At 66.1% G+C, this 3,165-nt stretch carries 4 protein-coding genes and 1 pseudogene; 1 reads left to right on the top strand and 4 read right to left on the bottom strand.

Going from position 1 to position 3,165, the window contains the following annotated elements; all coding sequences use genetic code 11:
- Positions 1-296 (bottom strand): annotated as a pseudogene (locus tag AC1DBQ_RS22670) (histidine kinase); the annotation flags it as partial.
- A 168-nt stretch (positions 297-464) separates the two neighbouring features.
- Between AC1DBQ_RS22670 and AC1DBQ_RS22665 the strand changes: the two are divergent.
- Positions 465-962 (top strand): pyridoxamine 5'-phosphate oxidase family protein, encoded by a 498-nt coding sequence (locus AC1DBQ_RS22665; protein ID WP_476930651.1) that lies wholly within the window; start codon positions 465-467, stop codon positions 960-962.
- Positions 963-1,043: 81 nt separating this feature from the next.
- On the opposite strand, the gene AC1DBQ_RS22660 is transcribed toward AC1DBQ_RS22665, so the two are convergent.
- From AC1DBQ_RS22660 to AC1DBQ_RS22650, 3 genes are all read right to left on the bottom strand, one after another.
- A complete protein-coding gene (locus tag AC1DBQ_RS22660; RefSeq protein WP_344367716.1) occupies positions 1,044-1,895 on the bottom strand; it encodes a transglutaminase family protein in 852 nt (283 codons plus the stop codon).
- Positions 1,892-2,818: an alpha-E domain-containing protein gene (locus tag AC1DBQ_RS22655; RefSeq protein ID WP_476930650.1), complete on the bottom strand. Its 927-nt coding sequence runs from the start codon at positions 2,816-2,818 to the stop codon at positions 1,892-1,894. Before AC1DBQ_RS22655 ends, AC1DBQ_RS22660 begins: the two co-directional genes overlap by 4 nt.
- A partial coding sequence (locus AC1DBQ_RS22650) for a circularly permuted type 2 ATP-grasp protein (RefSeq protein WP_476930649.1) occupies positions 2,811-3,165 on the bottom strand: 355 nt, incomplete at its 5' end. The genes AC1DBQ_RS22650 and AC1DBQ_RS22655, both read right to left, overlap by 8 nt.

Raw genomic sequence — 3,165 nt, 5'->3', positions numbered from 1 at the left:
AGCTCTTCGTCGATGCCGACGGTGATGAAGTGGCTCAGGGCGTGGTCATCGCCGATCACCCCCAGGGCGCCGAACCGGGCATGCAGCAACCGGCACGCCGACATCACGACGCGCTCCAGGACTGCATCCAAGCTCAGGTCCTCGGCTACGGCTACAACCGCTTCGAGCAGCCCGGTCATGCGTTCCTGGGACTGTTGCAGCTCCTCGGCCCTGGAACCAAAACCGTTCAGGAGTTCCTCGAGCCTCGKATTCGGGTCGGAGGCGCTATGGCCATGGCTCTTACCCGTTGAATGCATATTGATTGCCCCAATCGCTCCGGCGCTCGTCGACGCTGACGATGTGATGCCAGAATACCGTGAACTGCACGGAAGGGCCCGAGTGGTCAACATTTATTAGCGCTTTGTTCCACGGCTGGGACCTTTTGCCCTAGCCCCTGCTCGCCCCTCCGGCGTAAGCTCGCCGGCATGAGTACTGATGCGAACCCGGGCGGCCAGCCGTCAAAGGACCAGCCCCACGCCGTGGAAAACCTCGATCATCACGAATGCTGGCGACTCTTGCGCAGCGTCTCGGTGGGCAGGCTGGCGGTCTGGGTGGACGATCATCCCGACATCTTCCCGATCAACTACAAGGTCGATCACGGCACGCTCGTGTTCCGCACCGCAGTGGGAACCAAGCTGCAGGCAGCCACGGGCGACACACCGGTGGCCGTGGAAGCKGACGGCGTGGACGCGGACACCGGGATCGCCTGGAGCGTCGTGGCCAAGGGCCAGGCCGCGCCGGTGCAGAACCCTGAGGAGGTCATGGACACCGTGGGCCTGTTGCTGTTCCCGTGGCAGGCCGGCAAGAAGGAGCACTTCGTCCGGATCACGCCGGATACCGTCACCGGGCGGCGGTTCAAGGTGGTCCCGCCGATGACCTGGTGGACACCGCTGGACGACGCCACCCGGTCCGGCCTGGAATAGCCCTTACCCCCGGTTGCTCTATCAGTTAAGGCTGTTCTGAGGGCTCAGAGCAGCCTTAACTGATAGCGCAACGTGGTGCGGCTAGGCGAGGCGGGTGATCTCCACGCTGACGTTGAGGGCCGATCCGCCGCCGCCGGACAGGATGCCCTTGAGCGGCGGGACGTCGCGGTAGTCGCGGCCCCGGGCCACGGTGACGTGGAAGTCCCCGGCCGGCTTGTGGTTGGTAGGGTCCCAGCTGCGCCATTCGCCGTCCCACCATTCGAGCCACGCGTGGGACTGTCCGGCCACCGTCTCGCCGATGTCCGCCGTCGAACGCGGGTGAAGGTAGCCGGAGACGTAGCGGGCCGGGATCCCGCAACTGCGCAGGGAGCCGATGGCCAGGTGCGCCAGGTCCTGGCAGACGCCCTGCCGCTGGTTCCAGGCCTGCTCGGCGTTGGTGGTGACGCCGGTGGAGCCCTTCATGTACGTCATCTCGCCGCGCATCCAGGCGAAGACCGCCATGGCGGCCTCGTGCGGCGTCTTTCCCTCGACGACGCCCGGAATGATGCCAAGAACTTCGGTGCCCGGACCGGTCAGCTGGGACTGCGGAATCCAGTCGCTGTACTGGTTGAGTGTCTCCGGGGCCGCCAGGACGTCCCACCCGACGATGTCGGCCTCGGCTGCGATCTTCTCCACCCGGTGCACCTCCACGGTGGTGGTGGAGAGGACTTCGAGGTGCTCGTGGGGCATCTGCATGTCGAAGGCCGTCACGCGCGTGCCCCAGTAGTCGCGGTAGCTGCTCAGGGCCGCCTGCGAGGGCGACACCTTCATGGAGGACTCCAGGACGACCTGCTGCGGGTCMGTCAGCGGGGTCATMCGGGCCTCGTTGTAGGACAGGGTGACGCGCTTGTTGTACTTGTACGCCGTCTTGTGGACGATCCTCAGCCGGGTCATGAAACTTCTCCCACCCAGGCCAGTTCGTCTGCCTGATTGAAGTACTTACGGGAAATGGCGTCCGAGGCCTGCGAGACCGCCTTTTGCACGCGCTCCATGTGCTCCGGCAGTTCCGACATGAGGTCGTCGGTGCGGTGGAACTCCAGGAAGGTGCGGGCCTGGCCGACAATGCGGCGGGCGTCGTTGATGAATCCGACGCGTTGGGCCGAGGGGTCCAGCTTCGCGAGGCACTCGTCGGCGTCGCGCAGGGCGTAGACGATCGACCGCGGGAACAGCCGGTCCAGGAGCAGGAACTCTGCCGCGTGCTGGTMGCCGAAGGCCGCCCGGCGCGTGCGCAGGAAGGATTCGTAGGCGCCCGCGCAGCGGAGCATGTTCACCCAGGACATGCCGGCCGAGAGGACATCGCGCGTGGACAGCATGCGGGCCGTCATGTCGGCGCGCTCGAGGGACCGGCCCAGGACCAGGAACAGCCAGCTCTCGTCGTGGCTGACGGTGGTGTCGGCCAGGCCGCTGACCATCGCCGTGCGCTCCAGGACCCAGTTGCAGAACCGGTAGGTGCCCACGACGTCCTTGCGGTGCTGGTTCAGCCCGTAGTAGGTCGTGTTGAGGCTTTCCCAGAGTCCGGAGGAGACGGTCTCCCGGGCACGGCGGGCGTTTTCCCGGGCCGCGCCGAGCGAGCCGGCAATCGACGTCGCACTGTGCTTGTCGTACGCCAGGGCGTTCAAGAGCTCGGGGAGGCCGAACTCGTCATTCTGCGGGCGTGCACCCATCACTGCCAGGAGCTCCTGCGCGACGCTGCGCTGTTCTTCYATGGGCAGGTGGTTGAGCCGTTCCAGGTGGACGTCGAGGATCCGGGCTGTGCCGTCGGCCCGTTCCACGTAGCGGCCGATCCAAAACAGTGACTCGGCAATACGGCTAAGCATTCGCGGTTACCTCCTGCGCGTCAGAAATCTGCTGCTGCTGTTGCTGCTCTTTCTGGCTGTCGCGCCAGTTGCTTTCCACCGGCCAGACCGAAACCCGCTCACGGACCGTGATGGTGGGCCGCGGGATGACTTCGACCGGAACCTGCGGGGAATCCGCCAGGACCCAGGTGTCCTTGGAGCCGCCGMCCTGGCTTGAATTGACGATCAGCGAACCCTCCTTGAGCGCCACCCGGGTCAGGCCKCCGGGAAGCACCCACACGTCCTCGCCGTCGTTGACCGCGAACGGGCGCAGATCCACGTGCCGGGGACCGAACTTGTCGCCGCTGAGCGTGGGCACCGTGGACAGC

The organism is Arthrobacter sp. 10T413_2 (genome assembly GCF_056394205.1).
Note: the sequence above shows the minus strand (reverse complement) of the source record. Positions and strands in the feature narration are given on the sequence as shown.